Annotated in this window: 19 protein-coding genes and 1 tRNA gene; 10 read left to right on the top strand and 10 right to left on the bottom strand. The window is 61.0% G+C overall.

Translation table 11 applies throughout. The annotated features are described in order from the left end of the window. Positions 1–102 precede the first annotated feature (102 nt). Entirely contained in the window at positions 103–1392 is a 1290-nt protein-coding gene (locus VKT83_07365) for a mandelate racemase/muconate lactonizing enzyme family protein (protein ID HLY22271.1), read from the bottom strand. A gap of 106 nt (positions 1393–1498) precedes the next feature. Here VKT83_07365 and VKT83_07360 point away from each other — a divergent pair, with 106 nt between their 5' ends. Genes VKT83_07360 through VKT83_07345 form a run of 4 tightly spaced genes read left to right on the top strand, consistent with a single transcriptional unit; the run spans position 1499 to position 6035 of the window. Beyond that, on the top strand, positions 1499–3463 hold the full coding sequence (locus tag VKT83_07360; protein ID HLY22270.1) for a molybdopterin-dependent oxidoreductase: 1965 nt from the start codon (positions 1499–1501) through the stop codon (positions 3461–3463). After that, positions 3453–3983: an NAD(P)H-dependent oxidoreductase subunit E gene (locus VKT83_07355; protein HLY22269.1), complete on the top strand. Its 531-nt coding sequence runs from the start codon at positions 3453–3455 to the stop codon at positions 3981–3983. The genes VKT83_07360 and VKT83_07355 overlap by 11 nt, the downstream gene beginning before the upstream one ends. Beyond that, positions 3976–5199 carry an NADH-ubiquinone oxidoreductase-F iron-sulfur binding region domain-containing protein gene (locus VKT83_07350; GenBank protein ID HLY22268.1) on the top strand — a complete coding sequence of 408 codons (1224 nt, stop codon included), beginning with the start codon at positions 3976–3978 and terminating at the stop codon, positions 5197–5199. The genes VKT83_07355 and VKT83_07350 overlap by 8 nt, the downstream gene beginning before the upstream one ends. Beyond that, positions 5196–6035, top strand: a complete 840-nt coding sequence (locus VKT83_07345) for a 2Fe-2S iron-sulfur cluster-binding protein (protein HLY22267.1) — start codon at positions 5196–5198, stop codon at positions 6033–6035. Before VKT83_07350 ends, VKT83_07345 begins: the two co-directional genes overlap by 4 nt. Before the next feature lie 96 nt (positions 6036–6131). Here VKT83_07345 and VKT83_07340 read toward each other — a convergent pair whose 3' ends face one another. From VKT83_07340 to VKT83_07320, 5 genes are all read right to left on the bottom strand, one after another. Continuing rightward, positions 6132–6632 carry an SgcJ/EcaC family oxidoreductase gene (locus VKT83_07340; GenBank protein ID HLY22266.1) on the bottom strand — a complete coding sequence of 167 codons (501 nt, stop codon included), beginning with the start codon at positions 6630–6632 and terminating at the stop codon, positions 6132–6134. A 136-nt stretch (positions 6633–6768) separates the two neighbouring features. After that, positions 6769–6854, bottom strand: a tRNA-OTHER gene (locus tag VKT83_07335). Between the two features lie 152 nt (positions 6855–7006). Then, positions 7007–8254, bottom strand: a complete 1248-nt coding sequence (locus VKT83_07330) for a restriction endonuclease (protein HLY22265.1) — start codon at positions 8252–8254, stop codon at positions 7007–7009. A gap of 138 nt (positions 8255–8392) precedes the next feature. Next, positions 8393–9499, bottom strand: a complete 1107-nt coding sequence (locus VKT83_07325) for a tyrosine-type recombinase/integrase (protein ID HLY22264.1) — start codon at positions 9497–9499, stop codon at positions 8393–8395. Positions 9500–10961: 1462 nt separating this feature from the next. Next, the gene (locus tag VKT83_07320; GenBank protein HLY22263.1) at positions 10962–11306 is read right to left on the bottom strand and encodes a hypothetical protein; all 345 of its coding nucleotides are present in this window, start codon (positions 11304–11306) and stop codon (positions 10962–10964) included. A gap of 1029 nt (positions 11307–12335) precedes the next feature. Here VKT83_07320 and VKT83_07315 point away from each other — a divergent pair. The 3 genes from VKT83_07315 to VKT83_07305 all read left to right on the top strand — a co-directional run bounded on the left by VKT83_07315 (position 12336) and on the right by VKT83_07305 (position 14230). Then, the gene (locus tag VKT83_07315) at positions 12336–13010 is read left to right on the top strand and encodes a hypothetical protein (GenBank protein HLY22262.1); all 675 of its coding nucleotides are present in this window, start codon (positions 12336–12338) and stop codon (positions 13008–13010) included. A 139-nt stretch (positions 13011–13149) separates the two neighbouring features. Further along, positions 13150–13395 (top strand): hypothetical protein, encoded by a 246-nt coding sequence (locus tag VKT83_07310; GenBank protein ID HLY22261.1) that lies wholly within the window; start codon positions 13150–13152, stop codon positions 13393–13395. 85 nt (positions 13396–13480) lie between these two features. Further along, complete coding sequence (locus tag VKT83_07305) at positions 13481–14230, top strand: recombinase family protein (protein ID HLY22260.1); 750 nt, start codon at positions 13481–13483, stop codon at positions 14228–14230. A 1618-nt stretch (positions 14231–15848) separates the two neighbouring features. Here the strand turns inward: VKT83_07305 and VKT83_07300 are convergent. Further along, on the bottom strand, positions 15849–16409 hold the full coding sequence (locus VKT83_07300; protein HLY22259.1) for a hypothetical protein: 561 nt from the start codon (positions 16407–16409) through the stop codon (positions 15849–15851). A gap of 1002 nt (positions 16410–17411) precedes the next feature. Here VKT83_07300 and VKT83_07295 point away from each other — a divergent pair. Further along, the gene (locus VKT83_07295) at positions 17412–17948 is read left to right on the top strand and encodes a hypothetical protein (protein HLY22258.1); all 537 of its coding nucleotides are present in this window, start codon (positions 17412–17414) and stop codon (positions 17946–17948) included. 622 nt (positions 17949–18570) lie between these two features. Here VKT83_07295 and VKT83_07290 read toward each other — a convergent pair. Then, on the bottom strand, positions 18571–19029 hold the full coding sequence (locus VKT83_07290; protein HLY22257.1) for a hypothetical protein: 459 nt from the start codon (positions 19027–19029) through the stop codon (positions 18571–18573). On the opposite strand from VKT83_07290, the gene VKT83_07285 reads away from it, so the two are divergent. Continuing rightward, a complete protein-coding gene (locus VKT83_07285; protein HLY22256.1) occupies positions 18949–19461 on the top strand; it encodes a restriction endonuclease in 513 nt (170 codons plus the stop codon). The genes VKT83_07290 and VKT83_07285 overlap by 81 nt on opposite strands. Positions 19462–20301: 840 nt before the next feature. On the opposite strand, the gene VKT83_07280 is transcribed toward VKT83_07285, so the two are convergent. Then, positions 20302–21420 (bottom strand): DUF2971 domain-containing protein, encoded by a 1119-nt coding sequence (locus VKT83_07280; GenBank protein HLY22255.1) that lies wholly within the window; start codon positions 21418–21420, stop codon positions 20302–20304. Between the two features lie 1254 nt (positions 21421–22674). Continuing rightward, on the bottom strand, positions 22675–23034 hold the full coding sequence (locus tag VKT83_07275; GenBank protein ID HLY22254.1) for a hypothetical protein: 360 nt from the start codon (positions 23032–23034) through the stop codon (positions 22675–22677). A 24-nt stretch (positions 23035–23058) separates the two neighbouring features. On the opposite strand from VKT83_07275, the gene VKT83_07270 reads away from it, so the two are divergent. Next, a complete protein-coding gene (locus VKT83_07270) occupies positions 23059–23526 on the top strand; it encodes a hypothetical protein (protein ID HLY22253.1) in 468 nt (155 codons plus the stop codon). Positions 23527–23609 lie beyond the last annotated feature (83 nt).

The following is a 23609-nucleotide window of genomic DNA, read 5'->3' as shown; positions in this document are numbered from 1 at the left end:
TCGAGCGCTTCGACCAGGCCCTTCGTGAGCCCTGGGCCGGAGGCAAACACGCAGTCCTGACAAGCTCCGGCCGGATGACGGGACACGGACGACGCCACGGTGTCAGCGGGCCGCTCGTGCGGCCGTCTCTTCGAACCGCACAAGCGCATCCCGGTCCAACTCGATGCCCAAACCCGGCGCATCGGGCAGGCTGATGACGCCGTCCACCATCCGAGGCCCGCGGCGGACGAGGTCACGCCGCAAGGCCGACTCGCACAGTTCGGCCGGGAGAAATTCGATGAACGCGCAGTTGGGGGTCACGGTCGCCAGATGAGCAGCGGCGGCGATTGAGATCCCGGTCTTCCACGCGTGAGGCACGATCGTCAAACCCCGCTGCGCCGCCAACCCGCACACCCGGCGCGCCTCGGTCAGGCCCCCCACGCGGCCCACATCGGGCTGCACGACCCGCACGCGGCCCCGCTCCATGAGCTCGAGGAACTCGAAGCGGGTAGCCAACCACTCCCCGGCGGCAATCGGGATCGGCTGTTCGCGGCTTACGCGGGCGTACCCCGCGAGATCGTCGGAGGGCAGAGGCGTCTCGAGAAAATAGACGCCATATTCGTCCCAACCCCGGATCGTCTTCAAACAGGTCTCGGCGTCCGGGAAAGCATATTGGACGTCAACCATGATCGTAAACTCAGATCCGACAGCATCCCGGACCGCGGCAATCGGCTCGCGCATCCGCTCGTACGGCGCGCGCAGGCCCTTGTGAGCGTAGGGACCCGCCGGCGTGATCTCAAGCTTCGCGGCCCGAAACCCCACACGTTTCGCCTCGCGCGCCCATTCGACCACGGACACAAGGTACGCGTCGAAATCGGAGACGTCCGGTTGCAGAGAGGCATAGGGGACGACGGGATCCGGACGGGATGCGCCGAGCAGCGCGTGGCAAGGCCGACCGAGCGCCTTGCCGCGAAGGTCGTGGAGTGCAATGTCGAGCGCCCCGAGGGCGTGGATGACGGCGCCGCGGCGTCCGTTCATCGCCGAGCCCACGTACAACCGCTCCCAGTGAGCCTCCACTTGAAGCGGATCCTGGCCGATCAGCATCTCGCGCAAGCCCAGGCCCATCGCATGCGTGCCGGGCGCCTCGATGCACGCGCGAGCGATCCAGGGGTTGAGATCGCTTTCCCCTATCCCGACAAGACCTTCATCGGTGTGTATTTCGACAACCAAGTCGTCTTGGGCGGAGCTGGTGGCGCGAACGTCCATCCCGGGGTCGAGCAAGACGTGGCAGTCGATGCGCGTGATCTTCACAAGCATTTCCCCCCCCCCGGGCTGCCCGCCTTGCGGGCTAGGCTCGCGGTAGTTTCGCGTAGACCGGGAGAAATCCGTTCTCTGTGCGCCCGGGTCCTCCAACGGGCTCTCGGGTTCGACCGCGAGAGGACTGCAGGCAACAAGACGGAATCTCAGCGGAGACGGTTCGGACGAAGGAACCGGATGCTCGCGCAACCGGAGGTGACGCGTGCCGGCACGAGGCTATCAACGCCCGCTGGCGCGTTTGACGCACCCTCTTGTCCGAGGTGCCCGCGGCCTCGAGCGCGCGACCTGGGACGAGGCGTTGGATCTGGTGGCGCGGCGTTTCGAAGAGATCCGGCGGGCCCACGGCCCGAACGCCTTCTGCTGTTTCAGCTGTTCGAAGGCCTCCAACGAAGTGAACTTCGTCGCCCAGAAGTTCATGCGGACGGTGATCGGCACCAACAACATCGACAGCTGCAACCGGACCTGACACGCGCCGAGCGTCTCCGGTCTGGAGACGGTGTACGGCGCGGGCGGCGGCACAACGTCCTATGAAGAGCTGGAGCGGACGGATCTCTTGTTCCTGTGGGGATCCAACCCGCGCGAGACGCACCCGATCATGTTTCATCACATGCTCCGGGGGATCCGCAACGGGGCGAGGTTGATCGTGGTCGACCCGAGGCGGACGCCGACGGCGGAGCTCGCACATCTGCACCTCCAGATCCGCGTCGGCGCCGACATCGCCCTGGCCAACGCCATCGGGCATGTGATCCTCGACGAGGGGCTGCAGCACCGGGAGTTCATCGAGCACGCGACCGAGGACGCCGCCGCATACTGTGAGAAAGTCGCCTCGTACACTCCCGAGTTCGCCGAACGCGTCAGTGGCGTCTCCGCCGCCACGATCCGCGAGGTCGCCCGGATGTACGCCGCGGCGCCCCGCGCGATCATCTGCTGGACGCTCGGCATCACCGAGCACCACAACGCGACCGACGGCGTGTACGCGCTGTGCAACCTCGCGAACCTCACCGGCCATGTCGGCCGCTACGGATCCGGCCTGGACCCGCTTCGCGGCCAGAACAACGTGCAGGGCGGCGGCGACATGGGCGCGATCCCCAACCGCCTGCCCGGGGGAGCGGACGTCGAGAACCCGGCGCAGCGCGCCCCCTTCGAGGCGGCGTGGGGGGCAGCGCTTCCGTCGAAGCGGGGGCTGCACCAGAGCCTGATGTTCGAAGGCATGGAGACGGGCGAGATCCGCGCCGCCTACATCATCGGCGAGAATCCGCTCATGTCTGAAGCGAACCAGGTACGGTGCCGCGCGCTGTTCGGCGGCCTGGAGTTCATCGTGCTGCAAGACGTTGTGCTGCAGCAGACGGCCGACGTCGCCGACGTCGTCCTCCCGTCCGCGCTGTCGTGGTGCGAGTGCGGGGGGACGGTGACCAACTCGGAGCGGCGCGTGCAGTTGATGCGCAAGGCCCTCGACCCGCCGGGCGAGGCGCGCGACGACATCATGATCCTCCAGGCTCTCGCCGGCCGGATGGGCCATGACTGGGGCTACGCCGGCGCGGAAGACGTCTGGAACGAGGTGCGCCGGGTCTCGGCGAGGCACCGCGGCATGTCATATCGGCGGCTCGCCGAGTGCGGGGGCCTGCAGTGGCCGTGCCCCGAGGAGGGCCATCCCGGCACCCTCTTCCTGCACGAGCGCCTGTGGCAGCGGCCGGTGCCGGGCAAACCCGCGCCCTTCATGCCCGTCGACTGGGAGCCTCCGGTGGAGCAGCCGGATGCCACGTACCCCTTCCTGCTGACGACCGGGCGGAAACTGGAGTTCTACAACACCGGCACGCAATCGCGCGGCTACGCGGCGGCCCGGCCGCAAATGGAGTTTCTGCGCATGTGGCCCGAGGACGCGCAGCGGCTCGGGATCAACGAGGGGGACCTGGTGCGAGTGCGATCCCGGCGCGCCTCGGTGCTCGTGCCGGCGAAGCCGGACGACACGCTGGCGCCGGGGCTCTGCTTCATGACGCTGCACCATCCGGAGATCGTGCCGACCAACGTGCTGACGATCGACGCCTGGGATCCGAAGTCGGGGACCGCGGAGTTCAAGGCGACGGCCATCGCGGTCGAGCGCGTCGCGTCGCGCGGCGCGTGGAGCGAGGAACAGGTCGGCGAGGAGGCGCACGCCCATGCCGACTGAGCGCAATCCCCCGCACGCCGTCGCGGACGATGAGCGGGCGACGGTCGACCGCGCGCTCGCCCGGCTCGGCGCCGACCCTCGTCGGTCGGATCTCCTGCCGCTGCTCCATGAGATTCAAGCCTCCCTCGGATGGCTTCCCAAGGGCGCGCTCGAGCTGCTCGCCGACAAGATGCGCCTGTCCTTCCCCGACGTCTGGGGTGTGGCCACCTTCTATGCGCTGTTCCGGCTCGAGCCGCCGCGCGGAGCGGCCGTTCACGTCTGCGACGACGTCCCCTGCCGTTTGCGCGGCGCCGATTCGCTGCTCCAAGCGCTCGAAGCGCGGTACGGGCCGGCCCGGCGCTTCACCGGTGAGGCCCACGGGGCGCAGGCCGCCGGCCGAGCCTGCGCCGTCGAGTGGGAGACCGTCCCCTGCCTCGGCCAGTGCGACCACGCGCCGGTCGCCGCCGTCGCCGGGCGCCTGCACCGGCACGCTACGGTTGAGGAAATCGCCGCGGCGGCGAAAGGATCCGCCGGTGCCTGAGGTCCGGCGGCTGCTTGCGCGCGCCGGCCGAGTGGACCCCCAGAGCCTGGCCGGGTACCGTGGGGCGAACGGTTACGGCGCCCTGACGAAGGCCGTCGAGCGCGGCGCCGAATGGGTGCTGTCGGAACTGGACGCGTCGGGCCTGCTCGGACGGGGCGGCGCCGCCTTCCCCGCCGGCCGTAAGTGGCGCGCCGTGGCCGGGGCGCGGGGGCGGCGGCGGGTCGTCTGCAACGCTGACGAGAGTGAACCCGGCACGTTCAAGGACCGCGTGCTGATGGAGGAAGACCCGTTCGCGGTCGTCGAGGCGATGACCATTGCCGGCCTGACCGTAGGGGCGGAGGAAGGGTTGGTGTACATCCGCGGCGAGTATCATCTGGCCGCGGAACGTCTGCGGCACGCGATCGCGCAGGCCGAGGACGCCGGACTCCTCGGCGCCGACGTGGCCCGCTCGGGCCGGGCCTTTCGCATCCGGGTCTTCCGGGGTGCCGGCGCCTACATCTGCGGGGAAGAGACGGCGCTCTTCAATTCGGTCGAGGGGCGACGGGGCGAGCCGCGCAACAAGCCCCCGTTCCCGACCGAGGCCGGCCTCTTCGGCGACCCAACGCTGGTCAACAACGTGGAAACGCTCTGCGCCGTGCCCCTCGTGGTGCGGGACGGCGCGGCGGAGTTCCGGCGCTGCGGTACGGAACAGTCGGCCGGCACGAAGCTCTTCTGCCTGAGCGGCCACGTCGCGCGCCCCGGAGTGTATGAGGTTCCGTTCGGCACCACGCTGCGCGAACTGCTCGCGCTCGCCGGCGGCGTCTGGCAGGGACGACACCTCAAGGCCGTCCTGTGTGGCGGTGCGGCCGGCACGTTCCTCGGGCCGGAGCGGCTGGACCTGCCTCTGACGTTCGAAGACCTGCGAACCGCCGGGGGAACGGTCGGCTCGGGCGCGGTGATCGTGCTGGACGAGACGGCCGCGGTCTGGGACGTCGTCCTGCGCGTGGCACGCTTCTTCCAGGAAGAATCGTGCGGGCAGTGCGTCCCCTGCCGCGTCGGCACGCAGCGGCAGTGGGAGATCGTCGCGCGCCTGGCCGCCGGGCAGCCGCGGCCGGGGGACGCCGCGCTGCTGCGGGAGGTCGGCGCGGCCATGACGGACGCGTCCATCTGCGGGCTGGGGCAGACGGCGTCCGGCGCGGTGCTGAGCGCGCTCGAGATCGCGGGAGGAGTGCCGTGAGCCTGACGGTCGAAGTCGACGGGCGGCCGGTGGAGGCGGAGGAAGGGACGACCATCCTGCAGGCGCTGCGGCGCGCCGGCGTCGACACGCCGACCCTCTGCTACCATCCAAACCTGACGCCGATCAACGTCTGCCGGGTCTGCGTCGTGGAACTCGCGGGCAGCCGTGCCCTCGTTCCTTCCTGCTCCCGCCGCGTCGAGGCCGGCATGCAGATCCGCACCGGCAGCGAGCGGGTGCGGCGGGCGCGGAAGGTGGTCCTGGAGCTGCTGGCCTCATCGGTGGATACGTCCACGGCGCCTGACCTGCGGGCCTACCTCGCGGAGTACGGCGGGGACCCGATGCGCTTTGGAGCCGGCGTGCGCCGGGTGGAGGACCCGTTACGCGACGACAACGACCTCTACGTGCGCGAGTACGAGAAGTGCATCCTCTGCTACAAATGCGTCGAAGCCTGCGGCGACGACGCGCAATTTACGTTCGCCCTCTCGGTCGCCGGCCGGGGGTTCGCCGCGCGGATCGACACCGGGGCAGACGCACCGCTGCTCGACTCCCGCTGCGTGTTCTGCGGCAACTGCGTGGCCGTGTGTCCGACGGGAGCGCTGATGCCGCTGATCGAACACCGCATGCGGCAGGCGGGGAAGTGGGACGAACCACGGCAGCATATCACCGAGACGATCTGCCCATACTGCGGCGTCGGCTGCGCCTTGGAGCTGCACGTGCAGGACAATCGGATCGTCAAGGTCACGTCGCCTTCGGACCACAGCGTGACGCGCGGCCACCTCTGCGTCAAGGGACGGTTCGGCTTCACCTTCGTCCGACCGGACGTCCCTTCCGAGTAGGCGATCATCCAGGGACGCGGGGGGCGGGTGTGGTACGCGGGTATTGGCCGGCAGCCCTAAGGGACTCGCACCCCCGACGCCCGGGCTGACGCCATGTTACGGCTTTGAGAGGAAATCCGCCTTGCCGGTCGCCGGATCAACCGGCCACGAAGCATGCTCATGGACGATAGTCCACTTCCCGTTGAGTTTGCGGAAGACGTCGGTGAGGCGGAACGTCCACGTGACATGTTTGCCGGCCTTGTCGGTCAAATCGAAGGTGCCGATAGTGTGCGCGTACGCGAGCGTGCCCGCGGCGGTGACACGAAGATCATCGAATTTGCCCGCATTCGGGCCGGGGAATATGGCGAAAAATCCCTCATAGTCTTTTCGGAAGGCCTTCGCGCCGACGTATTGACGAGGCGGCACCGCGTCGAACACGACCAGGCTCTCATCCGGAAGGTACAGGGACATGATCTTGTTGATGTCCTTCGCCCGGAACGCTTCAATGTATCGGTCGTACAGCGCTCTCACGGTCTTCTCGTCCGCCGACTGCGCATCAACCCGCAGGGCGGCGCCGGCGAACAGCGCGGACATGAGCAGTGCGCCGACGAGCCACACGCGATTTCTCATCTGTTCCCCCTTTTGTGCCGCCGTGGCAAGTTCAGAGACTATTCTTGTACCTCGACGCCTGTCCCTCGCCGCGGCGGATAGCAGAGGACGTGCAAGAACGGAGTGTAGCGTACCGAAAAAGTTCTGGTGGGCCCTGAGGGACTCGAACCCCCGACGCCCGGGTTAAAAGTTCGGGTGTTATTTTCTCTGGGCCTTGATTACCAAGGGCTCTAGCGTGTTCCGATACGACAGGTGATGGGTATCCGAAGGGTACACGGATGAGGCCGCAGGTTCAAGACCTGCACCGCTCAAAGAATCCCTAAGCCGGTCAGCGTTCATAAGCACTTCACGGTACTGCCGGGCGGATGGTCGAATATCGGCTACTACAACGCCGCAGAATCTCCGTGCCAGCGAAAGGCCCTGCGAAATCCAAGTCGTTCAGCCTCTGCCACGGTCGTCAAATAGCACTCCAGCTTGTGGTGCCCGATCAGTGTCCTGTCGTACTGCTGGTCAAAAGGAAGATGGTAGATCTTCTCGCCGTCCCTCTGCGACACGTTGCACTTTATGCAAGGATATTGCTTTAAGGGCTGGTGTTGCAAGGAACGTATGTTTAGAGCCTTCGTAAATTGGTTGGCCCTGTCCGACAGAGCCGTGGAGGTCACGAAGGTGGCGGAAACCTGGGACTGAGGATGGTCGATCCGATACGCAACCAGGGTGCCGTAGAGTTGAAAGATATGCTTCTCGTGGATGAGCTTGTCCTGGGACCAGTATTTGCACTGGATAATTTCGATTTGGCCGCTAGGGTGTTCAACCACCAAGTCTCGACCAAGATCTGCGAACCCCTCGATGATGCCTTGGTAGAACACGCGGCACCCGTCAACTTCATACAGATAGCCAATGTACCGCTCGTAGTCCCGGCCCAGTTCCCAGGAGGACTTCTTCCTTCGCCAATACCGGTCGAGCGCCAGCTGGTTTCTTGTTGCTGACGCAAGACTGCTGTACTCGGCCTGCGTCAACCAGTGCCTTACCGGATCTTCGTCGTCCGCTTCTGGCTGTGGAGTGCCTGTCGTCAGTTGACGAATGAGGTCGTCGATGGCCTCTTCTTTGAACTCGACCAAGAATGGGAAGAGTTCCTCGTAATATTTGAGTTGATACTTCAGAACACGCCATGTCTTTTCGGCGATTCGCCGCTGCTGTGCGATTTCACGAACTTGCTGCGCTGATTTCACGGCTGGATGCGATTTGTGCCGTAGGTAATTCGATTCTTTCATGTCCAGCAGGTGGAAGTAGTCCGCATACGCCTCTGCCAGCCAGGGGAAACCCACGGATTTTTCGTGCGCGATCATCTCAATAGCTTTCTTGTCCGCCTCGATCTTCCGAGCCCATTCGAACTTCTCTGCCTCAAGAGTTCGCGCCCAATCAGCCTGTTGATTCTTGAAGGCTTGTTCGTGGTTTTCAAGCTTTCGCGCCCAATCAGCCTGTTGATTCTTGAAGGCTTGTTCCTGGTTTTCAAGATTGTCGAGCTTCGGCCTTAGGGTGCGATAGACTTTGGCGGTCTTCGCATTGTCTATGATCCACGCGACGAAGACCAGCAGGGCGAAAAGGCTGACTAAGACGATTACGGTGTTCATGGCGGTCCCCTCACCCCACGAACGACCCTACTGATTGCTTAACTGAGATCCAGCAACGACCACAATCCACGCTGTTAGATCTTAGCAACCCTTCGCCTGGCCTTGAAATACATGGCCTGGCTGGATGGGGCGCATCCTTCACACTGATCGCGCCAGAAACTCCGCAATCATCCCCGTGGTCGCGTCCTTCCGGCGGATGACGTGAGCGTAGGTGTTCAGTGTGAATGATGCTGTTCGGTGCCCCAGTCTCTCCGAGACGGCCCGCACGTTGGCACCTTGCTGGAGGAGATACGAGGCATGAAAGTGTCTGAGGTTGTGCAGGGCCCGCCTCCATGACATCGCTGTCAACGATGACGGAGTGCCATCCAACCTTTTCTCCCACAGTTTCTGGAGGTCGCGCCGTCGCAGATTGTTCGCGTGGAGCGGCCCACCGTCCCGCCGCGAGAAGACAAACTCTCCCCGTCTGGGCATCGCCTTCAAGCACTCGATAAGTTCCTGAGGGATCCCGACGCATCGTTCCGAACTGCGGGTCTTTGGAGTCTTCACTACGTATCCGCCGCCGCGCGGCCTCACGAGCGAAGAGCGGATCGTCACGTCCGCTTCCCTCAGGTCCACGTCTGTCCAGTGAAGCGCCAGGGCCTCTCCCAGGCGGCACCCTGTGGCGGCTAAGAACAAGTACAGCGGATAGTGCTGGCTTCGCTCGCGGGCTTCGCTCAGGAACAAATGGACCTGCGCTTCTGTCCAGACCTCCGGTCGTGCTTGTGTGCGCCGTGGCCCCTCAGCCAGGTGCGCCGGGTTCTGGCGGATCAATTCCTGCCGCTCAGCATCTCTGAGCGTCTTGTGTAAAAAGCGGTGGTAGTGATGGGCTGTCGTCGCCGACAGTCCCCGCTCCCCAAGCCGTACATAGAACGCTTCGAGGGAGCGACTGGAGACGCGGTGTAGGAGCAGGCTGCCGAGCGGGTCTTTCCCAATCCGTGTAATCATTGAGTCGTATCGCTCTGCGGTCTTCGGGGAGAGTCGCCCTCGGCGCAGGTCGAGCCAGTCATGCAGGTACGGTGCCAATCGCTCTTTGGGACTCCCGGCGATGCCGAGACCCGAGGAGTGCGCCCGCACATGGGTCGCTAGTTCTGCCTGCGCGGCCTCGGCCTCTTGACGGGTTCGGTAGTAGTAGTCTCGGTACTTCCTGTGCCCGATGTGAATCCGAAGAACGTGATACTTCCGGAACTTTCGGATATGCCCTGGCATCGCCCACCCCCGCGCTCGAAGCGCTGCGGGAGAGAGGTTTCGATTGACGGTGGAGCGTTCCTTGGATGGAGAGGACACGGGGGGACCCGTCCCGTGTGCCTCAACGGGAGGCACGGGACAACTCCTGGTCGGTAGGATCGCAGAGGTGCTTGCGTGGGCTCCTGCCAACATTTCGCCTGGGCAGGTGCAGGTTAAAAACCGGGGGTGCCCTTACTTATTCGACGCCGTGGACGAAAATCCTTGGGGCTGATCCGAACGGCCCGGACCCTTTCCCCTGTCCGGCTCTCCACCGGGCTGATCCGGAGACCCCGGAACCTTTGGATAGGGAGCCTCTACGCCAGGGTGCTCCGAAGAGCCTCTTCCTTTTTCCAGCATCCGTTCAATCGTTGTTTTCTCACCTCTACCTTTTCTCTTGCGCAGATCGTCAGGGGAGGCCATGACTACTTCTCCTTATGTGACCTGAGTGTGTGGAGGTGCCGTTCTCTCTCCGTCTCGCCGTGACGCGCTCGGGCAGCAGAGACGATTGTCTCCACTCCCCGATGGTTCCTTTTGTGGCTCACGCGTTAATAGTTGCCTTCTTGGCCCGTCGTTTCGGTGGTGCCGCTATCTTTACCCGTTCCTCCCGTATCTTGCTTGCCCTCGGGACTCTTGTACTGCGTAAACCCGTAAGGCCCCAGTCGGTCCTGTTCGGAACGATCCATCATCACGCTCGGAGGTACGCCCTGGGTCTCCCACCAATTTGGAGACAGGTTTTGACCGGCAGCCGGTGTCGAGTTCCACCATGGAGACGGAGCCCCGGTGGGAGCGGCCATAGCAGGAGCGGCAGACGGAGCAGCGGACCTTACTGCGCTCGACGTGCCACCCCCGGCAGGTTGTCCTGTAGGAGCAGGTGCCGCCGTAGGCCGTGACGCGGGCTGAGGGGCAGGCCCCGACAGCGGCGATGGAGTGACAGGAGGAGCAGGCCGGACGGTTGGACCCACCGGAGCCACCTGTTGCGCCATGACCGCAGGAGGCGGAGTGCCTGTGGCCGCCTGAACGGAACCTGTTGGTTGAGGCGTCATCGCATTTGCCAGCATCCTAGACACGGTGCTGTCTCCACCTTCGACCGCTCCAGTCGGTGAGGAGTTGATTCCTACACCGGCACCTCGCGGCATCCGAGCCGCTTCAGGAGACCCTGCACGAGGCATGGCGTAGGGAAGGCCAAGCCGTCCAAAGGTCACGTCCGGGTTCCCTGACTGATTTTGCAGCAAGGGATTGATGTTGGATCGACCAGCAACGAGCGAAGCGGGGCTTCCCCCTGGGGTTGGTTGCGAAAGGATGGGCACGAACCTCACCTACCCTGTTAGAGTATTTTGAAAATCGGGGGGCAGGTCCGGGCCCGATTCTCGCAGGTCACCGGACCCATCAACTCCTGCCAAGCGCCTAGCCCCACGTTCAATCGTTCGTGAAACGTCACGCCCCGTCACCTCACCGGCTGGCGACGGAACTTGGGATTCGCGAACCTGTCGGGAGCGTTCTTGGAGACGCCTGCCGTCCCGGGACCATTCAACGCAACGGCAGGGTGCAGATTGCCCGGCACCGCTCCGGTGGATGGGTGCTGCCCGAACACCGGCTGGTGAGGCTGCGGGTATCGGACGGCCGTCTCCGGCATCGGCGATCCCGGCGGTTGCTGCGCGGTCTTCGGCTTCTGCCGCGACACAGCGATGCCTCGGACGTAGCCGAGCACCGCTTTGGCATCAGGCTCGTTCAGGTCGAAGCGAGCCACCTGGCGTCCTGACTGGTCATCGAAGATTGCGATGAATGGCATGGTTCCACCACCTTTTCACTGACCAGCGGATGCGTCAGGGTTTTTCGGTTACCCATGTGGCAACCACAAAACTGTCCTATAAGGGCCTTCTCTCGTCAGGGGGTATCTAGACACCGGGGTCCACGCCCGAGCCGCCAATTTCTTGCTCACGAGCAATGATTTTGGGGTCAGGACGGGACTGTGGAGGCCCTTCTAGACGACGGCCGCAAGTGTCCTGGCCCCATGAGCCCGCCGGAGTGCCTGTCGCTGAGGCTCCGTCATGGGACGACCTTTCCTCGTGTTCCTCGGAAGCACAGCCGCGACCGGCACCCTCCAAGTCTCGCCGGTCCAGTCACCGCGTTCGGTCGTGTGGACCTCAACCACCTCAGCCCCACGGATCTTCTTGAGGCGACTCGCCATCGAGCGTTGCGCGGTCCAGACCATTGCGATCCCCCCGTCAGCATCACTCCAGGTGATCGTCGTTTCTCTCTCGGCTGCTTCACTCACGATTTCATCGCCCTGACCGTCTCACGGACTTCCGCACCGGCTTGGTCTTTCTGCTCGATGGAGTCCGTGGTTTTGGTGGAATCCGGTCTCTGAGAAAACGCAGAGCCGATAGAGCCTGATCAAAATCCACGTCGAACACCTCTGCCTTCCCCTCTTCAACCTGAATCATGACCATGGTTTTGTCTCCTCCCAGAAAACGGATGTATCACACGAAAACCAGGTTGCTCTGTTCACGCACTTGCCAATAGGGGGCGGCGGATCGCCAAGGGGTCCCAGTCCCTGGTCTGCAGGGGGACACCCCGGGGGCCTGCCCCCCCCGATGCGGTCTTGATCCCTTTGCTGCGCCGTACCAGGCCGCGTGCTGCCCTAGGCTTCCTCACAGGGAAATAGGCTGAGCCCAACAGCCTTCATCCTTCTGTAGGCCGTTCATATCACGGGTTCTACGTGTTTAGTGTTGTATCATAAGGAACCTATTGACACATACGCTACCTTTTGATACGCTCGCCTTGCCCTTGGGAGATCACGAAAAGGAGGCGAGACCAGATGGCACAGGAACAGGATTCTCCGCAAGTCCCCCGCACGGCAAAGATGATTCTGATTCCCAAAGCGTTTGAACGGGTTGCAGATGTTGCCAGTAAGGATGAGAACCGTTCGGCCCTATGCGGTGTCCACGTAAAGGCGACTGACGCAGGGGTGATTATCGAAGCTACGGACGGGGCGAGGATGATTCGGGCGACCGTGCCGACCCCTTTCAAGCCCGAAGACTTCCCGACCATCGCTGGATTCGACGCCAACGCTAACGGCGCTCAAGAAGCGATTATCCCCCTGGACGCCTGGAAGAAGGCGTTTAAGGCCGTCCCTAAGCCTAAGTATCGGCCCATCCTCGGCTGTCTCGCCCTCACAATGGAACAAGCGCAAGTTACCTTCGCGTCTACCGACCTGCAATCCGCATCTATCACGCCCGTTAAGCCGGTGGACGGGAACTACCCGAATATCGACCAGGTAATGCCGAAGGATGAGCCTACCTTCGCAATCGCCTTCGATGCCAACATTCTCGCGGACACACTCAAAGCCTTGGCGGCGCTCGCCGATGACGGGCATAAGCCGATGGTACGCTTCGAGTTCCACGGCTCGGAGAAGGCTACCAAGGTGGTAGTCTCCCATTCCAAGGAATCCGCGCAGGTAGAAGCCCTGGTCATGCCAATGCGCGACAAGTAAGGCCGCACCAGCAACGCAACCAGTCACAAGCGCCCTTGGGAGAACGACTCGGGAGAGGAGGCTCGCCGATGCGGCCAAGTCAGAGGCTTCGCCAGACGCTACGCCGGGCCTTTCTTTCCCTTCGCGGAGGGAGGCCACAATGGAACGCTTTTGGAGTTCGTGGACCGTGCGCGATGTCTGGAAGACGGATAGCGCGAAGGCCGTGATCTACGAGAACCCCTCAGTGTTCATGCGAGAGGGGCGCAGCCCCGTGCGCTATGTGGTTGAAGTGTTCACACTGGCTGAGCACTACGCCAAAGACTTTGAGACGTTCGCCGACGCGCTTGCGTTCGCCAAGTCGATTATGTGCCGAGTGCCCTTGATCGGAGACGGAGGCGTCAACTAGCCGCCTGGCCGGAGACTAGGAGCCTGTATCGCGCAGGCTCCCTGTCCCTGAACAGAGGCCGCACCAAAGAGAAGGAGGAGCAACAATGGGTCCGATTGAGCAAGACGGCAAGACACGCGTCGGTATTTACTGCCGCGTCTCGACCGAGGAGCAGAAGAACACCGGCGTCAGCCTGGCGCTACAGGAGAGCCGGTTGCGCGAGTACGCCAAGATACGTGAATGGCGCATCGTCAAGGTCTACACGGACGCGGGAGTCTCCGCGAAGACGACTCGCCGCGATGCCCTCGACCAACTGCGGGAGGATGTTCGAGCCCGCAAGATCAACGCGGTGTTGGTCTTCAAGATCGACCGGCTCAGTCGGAGCCTGTATGACCTGCTGACGCTCATTCGTGAGTTCCAAAAACGAAAGGTGGCGCTGGTCAGTCTCACCGAGTCCTTCGATACCGATTCCCCGATGGGCGCAGCCATGGTGTCGATGCTTGGAACGTTCGCGGAGTTCGAACAGCGCCAGGTCTCGGCCCGAACCACCGACGCACTCGCCAAGTTGCGTGAAGAAGGCCGAGTCTATGGCCCGACGCCGTTTGGATTCTCTCGGGACGGCAAGCGCCTCAAGCCAAACCTTCGTCAACTGGAGATCGTGCGGCGAATCTACACCATGCGGGCTCGGGGCACAAGCCTTCGAGGAATCGCCGCCGCCCTGAACGCCGACCGGATCAGAACGCAGACGGGGAGGCGTTGGGCGGTGCGACAGATTCAGTACATCACCAAGAATACTCGGCTCTATGGCCCCCACATGGAGACCGACCAGGGCAAAGACAAGCGTGCAGGCCGGTAAAGCATGTTGAGACGGTGCTCTGGGTCCAACGACTCGATTCCGCTACCGGGATCGAATCACACGGATTTTTCTACCAGTGACGTGACCGCGTTGGGCAGAGGGAAGGGCAGGGCAAAGGGGCTAATGATGAGCGTTTGGACCAAGCCTGTCTATTTCATGGGTAACTATAGCAGTCCCTGAAAACATTCCCCTGACATCTCTACCTCTACTCCCACTACGAGAATCCCTAACGCATACGGCATACGGGCCGCAGACCGGGGCGCGAGGTGCGAACCAGGACGTAAAGACTGATCGGGAAACCACGGAGTATCACAGACGGCCTTTGTTGCCACTGGGTTACTATGGCAGTATCACACACAGGTCCTAGTGACCCATCCCCACCAGGAAGAGATTGCTCATTTCCTCGGCACACGAGTCGTGTATCGCGCAGACTTCGATAACGCCCTCCTCGTTGGTCAAACAAATCCCAAATGTCGCGCCTCGGACCGCCGTGACCAGCTTTATCGCAACGCACACAGGTCGCTGCGCCTATGTGCCAATCTCCTGATAGCCAGATCCCGACGCGTGCTTTCGAGGACAGAGTGGTTATGTGCGTTCGCGTGTGCGACATTCATGGGCCACCTGCTCTTTCTCCCTTATGGAATCGGGGTGCAGGCGCCAGGATCAGGTAACTCAGTACAGGGGGCGAAACCATTGGTTAACGTGTAAACCATCGCGTCGCGCTCCATGCGGGCCCCTCCGTGACGGCAACCTTGACGGCGTCCTTAGCCCGTGACCTCGTCACTCGGTTGGTGGTCACGGCGCGAAGCGCCCCGCGCGTTTTTGCGCGGCAGAGTACTTCCTTGGTATCTTCTTGGTTATAGAGGCTCACCTTATGAGCCTAGTAACGGGCTCACGGTTATGAGCCCATGGGGGCTCAAATTGAGCCTAGTAGATGGGCTCACCTTGTGAGCCTAGTAACTAGCGTCCTTGGCTTACTGTCTTGTCGCATTGGGTTGCGAGGGTGCATATTTTGGCATAACCGTACGGAGGGTGGTGTGATACCTGCCCCAATGCTGCTCAACCCTCTTCAGTTCGCCCCGTTCGGTTGCGGCCCTTAGGTAACGGGTTATAGATGCCCGAGACATGCGGGTCTTTTTGGCAAGCCCATTTTTGCCCATCCACACGGTCCAGTCTTTGTCGTCGGCACGATCAGCAAGGGCAATAAGCATCAGCAGTTCAGGCCCCTTAGCCATTGAGTGCTCCCACACTGCCCTCATGCACCTGTTACTCATGGTGCTTCTCGCTATTCCGAGGTGTTCGATACTCGCTTTTATCGTGCGCTTGGCGCTCCATTGGTGTGCTCGCTTTCCAGGCCGTTCACTGGCCTGTCAGGATGGGAGGCGGAGTTCACGCGCGTGGACTTTCCAATCGCGTCAAGGCGACGGTCAAGGTCTTTGTCCATGAACCGAAGCACTCCAAGCGCGGCTCTAATACGGTCTCGGTCGCTATATCGCAGAAGTTCCTTGCCGGACGAAGAGTCCAGCAAGACAACAGTCCACATAGGGATATTCCTTTCTCCCGGATACGCTTGCCGGGGCCAAGTTGGATGCTGGGGTGCGGGTTCGCTGGTGCAGGGTTACTTGGTGCTGGCCGCAGCGACCAGTGCTTCGACCTGCTCGACTGGTGCGCTGCTGTGACGGATCCTTCGAACCGCTTGCGACCGTCTGAAGGCGTGTGGCGATAGTTGACCACTTGCCTGAATGATTTTGAGCGCCGCGATGGCTTCCTCGGAAAATAGGGTCTGTCCGTTGCTGAGGGTCACGGTCCCCGGCAACTCGCCACGCAAGGCCGCATCGACGATGACGATGTAGGGGACGTGGAGCAGGTCTCTCACGTTGGTTGGGGTAAGCAGCGTGCGGTGAAGGCTCTGTGTGGACATGCCCTCGCCCCTCAGAAACTCAATGAACTGGCCTCCAAAGAACCGACCGCCGGTCGCCTTGAACGCCACGGCTGCAGCAACGACTTCCGGCGTCAGCAGATACCAATGGTTCGGATGTCCGTCCGCGCGTCGGGTTCCGCCTGCACCGGGAACACTCACTGAAGGCACTTTCTCCGACTGGCACAAGCGCACGAGATACTCCTGTGCGAGGCCAATTCGACGGGCCGCATCCGCTGTGGTATACAGCATCTTTTCCATTCCGATTTCCTCCCTCTTAGCCCGGTTGCTTTGTCGGCCAGTTGTTTGGCACGCGGCAACACTGAGCCCGTACAAATGACAGTGTCGGAAGATCGAGCAACACCGACTCTTCTCCGGAGAACTCTGAAACAATCGGGAGCCGGTTCAGTTCCCCAAGCACCGCCCTCGACGCAGCGCGAGAGGCACGGGCGATTTGATTTGACTTGGCGACGCGCATCAGCCGGGCCGCCTCCTGATGTTTCTCAAGACACCGAAGTTTTATTTGGGCACGCACATCTCCACCCGCTGCCTGTTCTCGCAGTTCTTCAATCCGTTTCCGGAGCCGTTGACGTTGACGGCGCGCTGTGCTGTGCCCTGAAGGCATGGCGATACCCCGAAGGAATCCAAGCGTAAGACCAATGGTCTTTGCCTTGGAGGCTGGTTGCTATGAGTGGTTCTAGTACGGGGTATTGCGAGTACAGAACTGCGAGGTACGGAAAAAATGACAGTTTCTCAAGGCCAAGTATCTCATGGACCACCCCGGTTGTCAATTCGAAGGCGTCCCCGACAACCGGCTTGCCCAACCAGGGCGGCATGGCCGATGAACGAGAGGAGACGCAGTAATGCGTAAACGGAAAAAGAACCCGGCTGCTGTCTCGCTTGGGAGTTTGGGAGGCAAGTCCAGGATGCGAGGGATGACAGATAAGCAGAAGTCGGAGTTGGGGAAGTTGGCGGTCGAGGCTCGTGAAGCGAAGGGGCGGGCGAAAGTGTTACAGGATCTTGTCTACTGGCTGGGCCGTGTCGTGATTGGAGTCTCCATCTGTCCCCCTCTCGGCTCATTGGCTCCCAAAAGAAAAAGCCGCAGACCCCTGAGAGGTCTACGGCTCGTCGCTGCGGTGCAAAACTGCTAACCATAGTATCGCACACAGTGACAAGCGGCTGTCTACTGGCTGGTGTCATCCAACCGCTTGCCTCGATCCAACTGCTTTGATTGGTTTCCAGGAACACGAGGAGGGAAAGCCCATGAAGGCGTTTGCGTTCATCACAGTCGCTCTACTGCTTGCCTGCGCTGTCGTTGTTGGCGCTGCTGCCGCACAGTCCGTATCAGACGACCATCAAATCATTCCCGGAGACCGAATTGGTCCGCTGAAGATCGGCATGTCTATCACCGACGCCGTGGCAGCAATGGGTCAGCCAAAAACTGTGCTGCCGGACAAGAAGGTTCGTGGGGAAACTCGGTATTACTGGTTCGACATTACGGAGTTGGGCGGAAATAGCGTGACAAGCGCGCACGGTCTCTTCGCCGTTGCAGATTCGTCCGGAACCATTGTGTGGGTCGCCGCCCATTACGCTCCGCAATATCTAACGCCGAGTGGCCTGCACTACGGATCAACAGAACGGCAGGTTCTCGCTGCGATGGGAAAACCGACGAGCGTGGACAACACCTACGTCGATGACCAAGGGAAGCACGCCGCGCACTTACTTGTGTTCAAGGGTGTGGAGTTCCTCATTTATGACTTGGACCGGAGCGAGACCGTGATCGTGGTCGCTGTACGATGACCCGGCCGTCGCGTAAAAGAAAAAAGAATCCGGCCGCTGTCACGTTGGGACGCCTTGGCGGGAAGGCACGAATGAGCAGTCTGTCGGCACAGGAGCGGTCGCGGTTGGCGAGGCTGGCGGTCGAGGCTCGTGAAGCGAAGAGGCGGAAGGCGAGGAAATCGAAATTGGCCTAGGAGTTACGGGCCGCTCTAATTTTAGAGCCGAGATTTTTAGACTCCGCCGTCCGCGCCAAGTGAGGGAGCTGTTGATCGGAGCACGGCAATCGCTGCGTGAAGTACGGCGGTAAGGCACAGCCGGAGGACCAGAGCAAAAGTCGCCAACATTGACGGCTCTCCGCCTATTGTCATAGTGTTCGGACTGCAACCCTTCATTTCAAACCCGATTCGCCGCAACCCTGCCAAGTAAGCGAGCAACACTAGACGTTGGGTCATTGGCTACGCATTAACTCCATCGAGGCAACAACGGGCTTCTGTGGAGTTGTCTAAAACCCGAGGTGGATGGGCATTGATCCACTCTGCCGACTTATCGAGGGGAGGGTCCGGCGGTGTCGAGCATAGGAGACCGTATCGAACGTCGGGACAAGTCTCTCGCGGGCGCGTGGAACCGCGCCCAATTCAACCTTTCACTGAAGTCGCTCGATGCCTTTGGGTTCCCGGCTCATGTCGTTGAGCATTGCGAAGAACGGGCCCGCAGGACGGGACGCCTGCCCCATGAACTCGTCATCGAACTGGTCGAGGGGGCGATCCTTCGTGCGAACGCCGGGCGCTGAGGATTGCCGCGAGTCCATCGCCGAAGCACGCGCCGTCAAGTTTCCAGTTGAGTATATTGCGCTGACGCTTGGGATGGTCTTCATCAGCGCGATCTTGGCCTGGGCGGCCAGTCTAAGATAATGGCTCTGGATGAGATCCGCTTCAGGTTGGGTCTCGTCTCCCTTGTAATGGCTGGTGGGCTCGTCGGGCTCAATTCCCTCGCGCACAGATGGACAACGGGCAGCGTGCTCATGATCGCGCTGGGTGCTGCGGGAGCATGGTATTTTTGGATCCGGCTTCCTCAAGGTGATCGGCAGCGCCGACTGCAACACATTCGGACGCTCGGCGACCTGCTCGCGTGTACGCCGCGAGAGTTTGAGCGGCGCGTCGGGGACATTCTCGCCGAGACCGGCTACCGAAGCGTCAGGTGCGTAGGTGGCTCAGGGGACCTTGCGGCCGATCTAACTTGCCGCGATCAAAGCGGAAAGTCGGTCGTCGTGCAATGTAAGCGGTACGTGCCAGGGCATCGTGTCGGATCGCCAGACATACAGCAGTTCATCGGCATGATGACCGTCCACCATAAAGCGGACCACGGGCTCTTTGTGACGACCTCGGATTTCTCCGGCCCGGCTATCGACCTCGCGAGGAAACATCACGTCACACTTATTGGCGGACGCGAATTGACGGATCTTGTCCACAAGATCCAGTTACAGCGCGATAGCCAGGCCGGAGCCAAGCAGAAGCCCACCAGCGCCGTCGGGTAGCCCCTTCGTACCGATGTACTTTCACAGGACCAAGGCCGGGGAGAGTAGTAAATGTGCTGGGCATGACGCCCCACGAGTTCTACGGGGAATGGGCTCGTCGCGCTGTTCGGAGCGCTTTCGGTTGGACGCGAGCTGCTGCGTTTGTCGCCGGAATTATCTTCGGAGCGCTGGCCGCACTTCATGCTGGCAGAGATTACAACAGTTGGCTCTGGGCAGTTTCCATTCTGCTGTTCGTTGCCGCGCTACTATACGGATTCATCACGGTCCCATATCAAATGTATCAGGAACTAGAGCATGAACTACAGCAGAGGCCGACTCCCTCGCCGCCGCTCACCGGGGCCAGGATCACTGTGCAGAGAGTGTTCTTGCCCGGCCAACTGAGTGTCGGATTCCCAATCGTCTGCCAGGCTATACTTCGTAACAGCGGAGATATGGAAGCACGAGTCAACACCGTCGGCAATGCCCTTCCCGCCGACGCCCCCCCGTCTGACCCCTTCGAGGAAACGCGATTCGCTGACCGACTTTGGCGGGACCAATTTCTTCCGGCAGTCGCCGCAATGGGCAATGTGGCGCCTAACCGCATCGTGCGACCGGGAGAGTCATTTGAACACGACAATGCGGGGCCAATATTAACTCACGCAGAAGGTGAGAGAATCCTCGAACACACGAGGGCGATTTACTTTGTTGGGATCGTCCGATATGAGGACGCGACGGGCAGACACCACACCGATTACTGCCGGTACTTCACGGCAAGAATCAGTGGAGACGACCTTTTTGTTTCCGGCGCTCACAACCAGGAACACGCGCCGGTCGATTAGCGGCTTATTTCTGGAGCCGGAGTCACTTAGGCTTAGACGGTTCCGCTCCAGGTCGCGGTTTGGATTTTTCCCATTCAATCCATTGGTGTTCGGTGATATTCGTGCGTTCGGTGATCGCCTTCATTTCTTCGGGTGTAGGGTGGCCCCCAGCCGCAAGTTCCAGATAGCGCTCTACAGTCAATCCCAAATCAGCGGCCCGGTTGAGGTGCCAGTGTGGATTCCACTTCCTCAGCGGATGGTATTGAGGCCATTCATCGGCGATGGTCATCCACATCGAGGGGGGACTTGGAGTGGAAGCTCTTCTGGGGAAGGGACCTTGAGGGACGCCGTTATTCCAGTCCAACCGGCATAGATAAAGATCATATCTTGCGACGTAATCCCCGAGACCTGGCAAGAGGCGATCATCAAATTCAGGGCCAACGACGATCCCTCTTAGAGCGCTTCCGAAGTTGACAAAATGCTCAGAATGAGTTAGATCCCAAACTACCCACCGAAATTCCTTTTCATCCTGCCAATCGAGCGCTTTTTCGAAGAAAAGTTCACGCCAGTACTCGCTGATGTGTTTACGGATCGTCCTTTCAGGCCCGTCGGATCGCATCGAATCCAAGTTGAGAAAGAAGGGACCTTTGCTTGGGGGAGGAGCCGAGGACCTGTTGTGGTACTCAACGCTCCTCTCGAATAGCACAGAAGAGGCTTCGAGGGATGTCATTATAGACTCACGGAGTTGCGCTCGGTCGAAAATCAAGCAGATTCCTCGGTGTTTGTCCGCGTATTGCGCCCACATTCGAGGGCGACAGAATCCTCGCCAATAGATACTGTCGATGCCACCGCCAACGGCCCGTTCGTCATCCTCGGTCAAGCACAATACCTTGCAGGTGTTCTTTGCCAACTGCGCGGCCTCTCGCGCTAGCCTTGCACGTTCTTCCTCCGAGACCTCGGCGAATGCATTTTTATATGATACAAAGACGAATTTCCAGTCTTTGCTCTCGCGGGGATCGTTGGTCTTAGTAAATGGACCCAGGCGTAGTGCGCCTTGCGGCAGGATGTGGCTGAGGGCCGTTTCGATAGACGTGTAATGGTAAAGGTAACGGTCTTTCTTGTCGAGGACGAGAACGCCAGTTGGATTTGATGCGGATAACATTCCTAGAATGGCCCCGGTTCGCTGAGGGCCGAGCGCCGGATCAACCCCGCGTGTCGCGACTTACCTTCGACGTTGTTGGCTGGCGAGCACCAGGGCATCTGCAAACGGGAGAGCCTCCCAATTATCTGGCCTGTCCGCCCGACCCAACGAGGCGCGCAGCAAGTACCCCTGACAATATCCCTACTATGAGCCCCAAAAGGACGACGGTTGCGACTACATATCGGATGGAACGCAAAAGATTGTGCCGCGCGACGCCCTGGCCAATGGCAAACGTCGCAACCGGAAAAACCGCGTTGCGTAACGCATTGAGTGATAGGACCAGCATGAGGACTAGGAACGATACGATGAGAACGGTTAGAATACGACCGTCACTTTCTGTCCGTTCGTTCGCGTTTGGCAGGTGCGACGAACCGGCGAAGAGTACAAGAGCCATAGCGGCCGCAATTGTGGTTAGAAAAAATCCCAGAACGTAGTCTGCATATGCCGCGCGAGTATACCATTGCCGTATGCTGGCTGCAAATTCATCTAGCCTATTAGAGTGGTAGAGGACCTCCTTATCTTCTCCTGTGACAGAATAGGCGATGGGATCAACGACTAGGGAGGGATTCCCAAAAGACCAAGGGCTACTTCTAAGTCTGACCTGTGCTTGCGGCTCAGAGGTCCCGCGCGTCCTGGCTACGATACTGCGAATGGCCCTGTCCTTGACGTTTGCTACGCCACCTACTTCTGCGACCGTTGGACAGTACAATGTGGAACCATCTGAGAGTTCGACTTCGTATTCCCGGTCCGCGTTAATTGCGGAAAGCAAACCGTCGAGCCTGCGGAGATCGTTTGCAGAAACCACAAATGCATATTTAATGTCCCTGGATTTTGTGCTACGCACGATAGCCTGTAATTCGAGCCTAGCAACGCGACTTGCCTGCTTCTGTCCTTTTCGGGCGTCAGCCGCAAGGATTAGGCATGGATTGCACGAGCTTCCGGGCACTGATAGGTCCGGTCACACAGGCGACGGTGCCTCTTTCTGCCTTGCCGAACATGGGCGCAGGCTGACGCGGGTTGCGGGTCGGCGCCCCGCTGATCCAGGCCGAGACGGGGAGAGGGCGCGGGGAACAGTCTGTGTAACCATCGGGACAGCCTTGGTTGTAGCATGCGCCCGAGGTGGGGAGGCGCAGGTTGATCTCGACGCGATTATACCGCAGATGGTCTGCGCTTATCCTGACGGGTTGGATCTGCGTCCTCTTCGGAACCGTTACGCTAAACGCGCGAACCGCCACCATCGGCCAAACTAGAGGCACTCCCCCCAACCAACATCAGGCAACTGCCTCGCCAGCACTCGTTAATCAACAAAGCAAACCCGCACGCACAAGCCAACAGACAAACGCCGCCGAAGAAGAATTTCGGAAGAGAACCCTTCAGATCGCCGAGAAACAGAATGAAATCCTCGCCAAGCAAGTTGGCATCTACCGATGGCTTCTCGGTGTAGCGGCGCTCGAAGTCTTGGTACTCATTGTTCAGGTCATCGCGTTGGTTCGAACACTCAGGGCTACTGAAGTCGCCGCGCGCGCCGCCGGGGACGGCGTGGTACTCGCGAACAAAACGCTCGTACTCGCCCACCCTCCCAGGTTGGTCGTTCGAAAAATGTATCTGAAAGCCCCCGAGGGGCATCCGTCCACCCATAAGCAAGAAGACTTCTTCGTTCGCGGTCAGCCGATACGCGTCCGGTTCTTCGTTTCCAATATCGGCGGGACGACCGCCACCATCACGGACGGCGGGTGTTGGGTTTACCGAAACCCGCCAGGCGGATGGTTACCTGCGTTGCCGCCCTATGAAGGTCTCAGCGGCCAAGGGATCGCTCTCGGGCCGCTCGTCCACGGCGATGCGAAGCCGGTCGATGTTGAAAGCAATTGGAAAGTGGGGGAACCAGGAGAAGACCCTATCGAGTTCGTGATGGGCCGTGCGCCCCTCTACGTCATGGGATGGTTCACGTTTGCTGACGAAAGCGGTTTCTCTCGCACGACCGCTTTCTGCCGCATCTACCAATATCCCAGCGGTTACTTCGTACCCGTGGAAAATCGAGATTACGAACATGCCGATGCCCACGAGTAGGTTTGCTTAGGTGCCTACTCAGGCTCAACGGTCACTTGCCGGACAGTCACCTAAGAAACAGGAGACGCCCAGCCTAACGAAAC

The sequence above is a fragment of the bacterium genome (assembly GCA_035308905.1).
Lineage (GTDB): Bacteria > Sysuimicrobiota > Sysuimicrobiia > Sysuimicrobiales > Segetimicrobiaceae > DASSJF01.
The sequence above is the reverse complement of the archived record's forward strand: the minus strand, read 5'-3'. Positions and strand labels throughout refer to the sequence as shown.

Bases quoted from the DNA above. Each gene is read 5' to 3' on its own strand.
- VKT83_07355 (HLY22269.1), top strand. From the start codon at position 3,453: ATGCCGACTGAGCGCAATCCCCCGCACGCCGTCGCGGACGATGAGCGG.
- VKT83_07330 (HLY22265.1), bottom strand. From the start codon at position 8,254: ATGAACACCGTAATCGTCTTAGTCAGCCTTTTCGCCCTGCTGGTCTTC.
- VKT83_07325 (HLY22264.1), bottom strand. From the start codon at position 9,499: ATGCCAGGGCATATCCGAAAGTTCCGGAAGTATCACGTTCTTCGGATT.
- VKT83_07320 (HLY22263.1), bottom strand. From the start codon at position 11,306: ATGCCATTCATCGCAATCTTCGATGACCAGTCAGGACGCCAGGTGGCT.
- VKT83_07315 (HLY22262.1), top strand. From the start codon at position 12,336: ATGGCACAGGAACAGGATTCTCCGCAAGTCCCCCGCACGGCAAAGATG.
- VKT83_07310 (HLY22261.1), top strand. From the start codon at position 13,150: ATGGAACGCTTTTGGAGTTCGTGGACCGTGCGCGATGTCTGGAAGACG.
- VKT83_07305 (HLY22260.1), top strand. From the start codon at position 13,481: ATGGGTCCGATTGAGCAAGACGGCAAGACACGCGTCGGTATTTACTGC.
- VKT83_07300 (HLY22259.1), bottom strand. From the start codon at position 16,409: ATGGAAAAGATGCTGTATACCACAGCGGATGCGGCCCGTCGAATTGGC.
- VKT83_07295 (HLY22258.1), top strand. From the start codon at position 17,412: ATGAAGGCGTTTGCGTTCATCACAGTCGCTCTACTGCTTGCCTGCGCT.
- VKT83_07285 (HLY22256.1), top strand. From the start codon at position 18,949: ATGATCGCGCTGGGTGCTGCGGGAGCATGGTATTTTTGGATCCGGCTT.
- VKT83_07280 (HLY22255.1), bottom strand. From the start codon at position 21,420: ATGTTATCCGCATCAAATCCAACTGGCGTTCTCGTCCTCGACAAGAAA.
- VKT83_07270 (HLY22253.1), top strand. From the start codon at position 23,059: ATGTATCTGAAAGCCCCCGAGGGGCATCCGTCCACCCATAAGCAAGAA.